This window comes from Succinimonas sp. (assembly GCF_045225735.1).
GTDB lineage: Bacteria > Pseudomonadota > Gammaproteobacteria > Enterobacterales > Succinivibrionaceae > Succinimonas.
The window spans coordinates 1-4,699 of the sequence record NZ_JBGVBR010000054.1 but is presented as its reverse complement, the minus strand read 5'-3'; the positions used below and the strand labels follow the sequence as shown (position 1 = coordinate 4,699).

The 4,699-nt window shown below is 53.3% G+C and carries 6 protein-coding genes; 1 reads left to right on the top strand and 5 read right to left on the bottom strand.

Translation table 11 applies throughout. The annotated features are described in order from the left end of the window. Nucleotides 1-898, bottom strand: an 898-nt coding sequence (locus ACJROR_RS01915; RefSeq protein WP_406545624.1) for an alpha amylase N-terminal ig-like domain-containing protein, incomplete at its 3' end; no start/stop codon positions are given. Nucleotides 899-1,167: 269 nt separating this feature from the next. On the opposite strand from ACJROR_RS01915, the gene ACJROR_RS01910 reads away from it, so the two are divergent. Beyond that, nucleotides 1,168-2,157 (top strand): AraC family transcriptional regulator, encoded by a 990-nt coding sequence (locus tag ACJROR_RS01910; protein WP_406545623.1) that lies wholly within the window; start codon nt 1,168-1,170, stop codon nt 2,155-2,157. Here ACJROR_RS01910 and ACJROR_RS01905 read toward each other — a convergent pair. The 4 genes from ACJROR_RS01905 to ACJROR_RS01890 form a co-directional block, all read right to left on the bottom strand. Then, on the bottom strand, nt 2,154-2,561 hold the full coding sequence (locus tag ACJROR_RS01905; protein ID WP_406545622.1) for a type II toxin-antitoxin system death-on-curing family toxin: 408 nt from the start codon (nt 2,559-2,561) through the stop codon (nt 2,154-2,156). The genes ACJROR_RS01910 and ACJROR_RS01905 overlap by 4 nt on opposite strands. Continuing rightward, the gene (locus tag ACJROR_RS01900) at nt 2,558-2,812 is read right to left on the bottom strand and encodes a type II toxin-antitoxin system Phd/YefM family antitoxin (protein WP_406545621.1); all 255 of its coding nucleotides are present in this window, start codon (nt 2,810-2,812) and stop codon (nt 2,558-2,560) included. The genes ACJROR_RS01905 and ACJROR_RS01900 overlap by 4 nt, the downstream gene beginning before the upstream one ends. 379 nt (nt 2,813-3,191) lie before the next feature. Further along, complete coding sequence (locus ACJROR_RS01895; protein ID WP_406545620.1) at nt 3,192-4,148, bottom strand: hypothetical protein; 957 nt, start codon at nt 4,146-4,148, stop codon at nt 3,192-3,194. 176 nt (nt 4,149-4,324) lie between these two features. Then, the coding region (locus ACJROR_RS01890; RefSeq protein ID WP_406545619.1) for a hypothetical protein at nt 4,325-4,699 on the bottom strand (375 nt) is incomplete at its 5' end.

Here is a 4,699-nt window from a genome sequence, read left to right as displayed (position 1 = left end):
CAAAGGAATAGAAACGGCCGTCCTTGGTGTTCGCCTGCTTCTTAAGGCTCTCCGGATCATTGACATAATACGAGTGAAAATACCGGGATTCCCGGCCCCGGGCCAGCACATCCTGCCAGGCAAAAAACTCCGGGCCGGAATGATTGAACACCGCATCGATCATGATCCGGATGCCCCGGTTATGAGCCTCCCGGACAAAGTCCCGGAACTCCTCATTGGTTCCGAAGACCGGATCCAGCTCCCGGTAATCGGTGGTGTCATAGCGGTGATTGCTGAGGCTCCGGAAAATCGGATTGAAGTAGATGCCGGTAATGCCCAGATCCTGAAGATAATCCAGCTTGTCTCTGACGCCCCGGAGATTGCCCCCGTACAGGCATTTATGACTCTTAACAAAGGGCTTGTCCCAGTCTTCGAATTTGCCGGGACGGCCGTCCGGAATTCTGTTGAAGCGATCCGGAAAGATCTGATACCAGACGGTGTCCTCCGCCCAGCGGGGAGTCCGGCAGATATCAGCCTCGTTCATCCAGGCGAATTTAAAGAAGTGCCGGGCCATTTCCTGACGGTTAACAAAGGAAGGATCATAAAGCCCGTCCTCCAGAAGAACCCGGGAGCTCCCGTCGTCAAAGGTCAGCAGAAAATAATACTGCGCTCTCTTATAGGGAGGTTTCAGAGTGGCAGACCAGATGTTCTCAAAGGCAAGCTCCCGGGAGAGCTCCATCTCCTCCGGGCGGCCGTCCCAGGAATAAGCGCCGGAAATCCCGTTAATGTAGGGATCCTCCCAGCAGATAACCGCCGTGACCACCCGGTGATTCGCATGAAGATTCACCCGGAGTTCGTCTTCGTTAAGACAGTAGCAGTCGTTATAGCCGCATCTGTGGCTGATTCCTTCGTACATCATGGTTTTGCTCCGTTATGCGGCAATCAGGCGGGGCCGGCATCTTTGCCATCAGCCAACGTTCCGGCATCCCTCATTTCCCTGTCACTATCCGGCTCTCCGGGTCTTGCGCCGCAGTTTAAAGCCCCGGTTCCGGCCGGTATCTTGAATAAGTTTATGCGGAATTCTCCGGAAAATCTGTCATGATGCTCTTTACAATTTAACACAATCCTATTATTCTCAGCCGGAATGATTACCGCCCTGGTTATCCCGGGCTTTACGGAGACCACGGCATGAACCCTCCCAGGCTCCTCCACGAAAGCAAAAAGCACGGCAAGGAAAACTTTGCCTTCTCCGTCTATCACTCTCTGGTGCCCCGGCTCATCAGAAGCTTTCCGTTTCACTGGCATGACGAAATCGAAATCACCTTCATAAAAAGCGGATCCGCCCTTTTTACCATCTCAAGCCGCAAAATCGCCGCCAAAGAGGGAGACATTCTCATCGCCAACGCCAAATATCCCCACAGCGTGGAACAGCTGGGAACATCCCCGGCGGATTTTTTTTCAGTGCTGTTCAATCCCGGGCTTCTGATAAATCCGGCTCTGGATCCGGCAAACCTGGCCGGAATTCAGGACATCATCTCCGGGAGGACGGTTTTTCCGGAAGAGATCCCCCGGGGGACGCCGCTTAATCAAAGACTCCTCCCCTGGCTCAGCGAGCTTATTGAAAACCGCCACCGCAGCTACGGAGATTTTCAGCTGGGGGTTCTGGGATGCCTGTTCATGATTTTTCAGGTACTGAACTCCCATGCCCTTAAGGCCGGCCGCGCCGTCCGGGAATTCCGGGTGGAATTCTCCAAAATCCAGCCGGCGGTGGATGCCGTGATAAACCACTATGAGCAGAAGATTTCCGTTAAAGACGCCGCCCGGGTCTGCTGTCTTTCGGAGAGTCATTTCATGAAGCTGTTTAAGAGGATCACCGGGAAAAGCTTTAATGAATTCCTGATTGAGCACCGGCTGAACATGGCCGCGAAAATGCTCCGGGATACCGGGGATCGGATTATTGCCATTGCTGCAAGCTCGGGCTTTGACAATCAGTCCTATTTCAGCCGGATGTTCCTGAGATACTATGGCATGACGCCCGGAGAATACCGGAAAATGAACCGGAGCCGCCCTCCGGCAAAGGTTCCGGCTCAGGATGAGGGAAAGTCTCAGGAAACTCCGGGCGCGGCAAAAGCGGCGCCTGAGCCTGAGGAAAAAACAGCGCCGCTCCTGAAGGACTAAGGGGCTGGGGCGCAGAGGGCGCAGGAAGAGTCCTCATGATCCAAAAGCCACCGGAGGAGATCATCTCCGTCTGCTTCCCCGGCGGCAGTCTTCATGACAATGTCGTAAAGCTCCTCCTGAGTGTAGCTGAGCGCCACGCCGTTAAGATCCAGAAACACCAGCATGGCATGAACGCCGATCCTTTTGTTGCCGTCAATGAAGGCATGGTTCTTAATGAGACCGTACCCCAGGCGGGCCGCCTTCTTCATGATTCCCGGAAAAACCTCCCGGCCGCCGAACGACTGAAAAGGCGCCAGTACTGCCGCTTCCAGAAGGCCGTTATCCCGGATCCCGTCCGAGCCGGCGGTTTCGGAAAAAAGCTGTTCATGCAGGGCTTTAACCTGCTCTGCGGTTAACATCTTCATTTGGAAAGCTCCGTATAGGCCTGCCGGTTCCGCTCTATAAGCTTCCGGGAGATCTCCAGCGCCGCCCCGTCCTCCGCCGGGGTTTCCGGGCGGGCGCCGGAAACCGCCAGAAGGACATAACGGGGCTGACCGTTTTTCAGAAGAAGAACGCCGCCCTCTTCATCAACAAGCCGGGAAACGGCCGCAAAGCTTTCTTCCGCAAGAGCAACATCCCTGACGGGCAGAGCGGCGAAATCGCAACATGAATCCATAAAACCTCCTGATATCGTATAGCGGCCTTGCGCCGCATCCGCCTTATTCGTATCAGTCTTGATTATAGGTTTTCAGATCGTAAAAACTCAATGTTTTTTCAAAAAAATATTAATATTTCCGCTGCGGCAACGCCCCGATGTAAACGAAAACTGGAAGATCCGGAAAATCATGACAACGAGGGGCGGCCCGTGTTTTCGGCAAACCTGAAAAAGTAGGCAGTTTCCGGGAACCGGGAGGATCGCCCTCTTCTTCCTCAGATCAGCCCCGCCGAAAATACACGAGTTTGCAGCAACAGTTTTAATCGGCAGGGACAGCAATTTTAATCAGCAAGGACAATCTTTAATTATCAAAAATTAACAGTTTTATTTAAAACTGCTGTCAGCACAGCACTCCGAGAATCATAAAGGACACGGTGAGCTCCGTAAGAACAACAAACATCAAAAACATCCAGAGCATAGTTTCCTGGGGCTTGCCGCCGGTGCTGTCAAAACTCCCCCGGAAAAGGCCGGAACCAAACCGCCACTCCTCCACCAGTTTCAGGTACTTCGCTATCGTCTCGCTGTTCTCCCGGCCGGTGCGGATAAAGGCCCGGGCCTTTTCCAGAGCATCTTCCGCCTGAGATCCGGCGCCGGCCGCTGCCGCAATGGCTGTGAGTTCCCTCTCCGCCTCAGCGAAGCGGCCAACGGCAACAAGATGCCTTAAGCTCTTGAACCCGGAAAATGCCGCCGGGTTCGAAGCTCTCAGCCGGGAAAGCTCCCGGCACTGGCTTTCATAAAGAGAAAACTCGGCGGCATGTTCAGCCTCGAATTTTTCCAGCGCCCGGATCTTGCTCTCATTCTTCCCGAGAAATTCCTGAATACCCTTCAGGGAATCATGAGCTTCGCCAAAGGAAGTGCCGCTCATGGGCAGAATCGCCGCATAAGGGATAAAGGGTAAAAACGCGAAAAGCCACCATATGTTATGCGTTGATGAAGTATCGCCCGGCCCCGAGAGAGCGGTAATAACAGCTAACACCGCCGGAATGACGATTAAAATGCTGAACACCAGAATCACTTTCGCATAGCCGCGCATCGTTTCGGTGCATTCATCTCTTTGGGGAAGATTCAGAGCCATAAAATAAGCGCGGGTCCGGCGGGCGGCTCTGATAAGCAGCGCGGCAATCAGGGGCCCCAGAAGCAGGAGCGGAATCCATAACGCTGCGGTAAACACCATCACAAAATAAAAAATTTTCAGTCTGGCGTATTCATCCAGAAGCTTCTGGCAAATCCGGGAATCCCAGGGGCTTTTCGCCATGGCTTCATTAAAATCCGGCTCTGTTCCGTTATTCTTAATCATCGTGGTTCTTGATCCTCTCTCAATGGCTTTTGACATTTCAGCCGGCTTCTGACATAAAACACCGCCGCAAAATCAATCCATGAGTTTGCAGGCCATGAGCATGCGAAAACATTTTTAATCAGCAAAAACAACTGTTTAATCAGCGATTATCACAGTTTGATTTTATCCCAATGTTATCACATCAGACGGAGCAGCATGACCAGCAGCACCGGCCCCAGAAGAATAAAACAGAAGAAAAACTTCCAGGGCGCATCACTAATGCTGTCAGTAGGACTTCTGTCCCTGTCCCGGGCCAGGCCGGAACAGAACTGCCAGTCCTCCAGCAGCCGCCGGTACTCCTTAAGGATCTCGCGGTTTTCCCGGCAGAAACGGACAAACTCCCGTGCCTTATCCAGGGCATCCGCCGCCGCTGCGGAGCCGGAAACAGCGGCAATGCTTCTGAGCTCAGTCTCCGCCTCATTAAACCTAAGAAACTCGAAAATGTAGTTCCATAAGGCGTCCATAGGACGCCCCTGCCTGTCAATTTTAACCGGATATCCCGGTATCGGTCG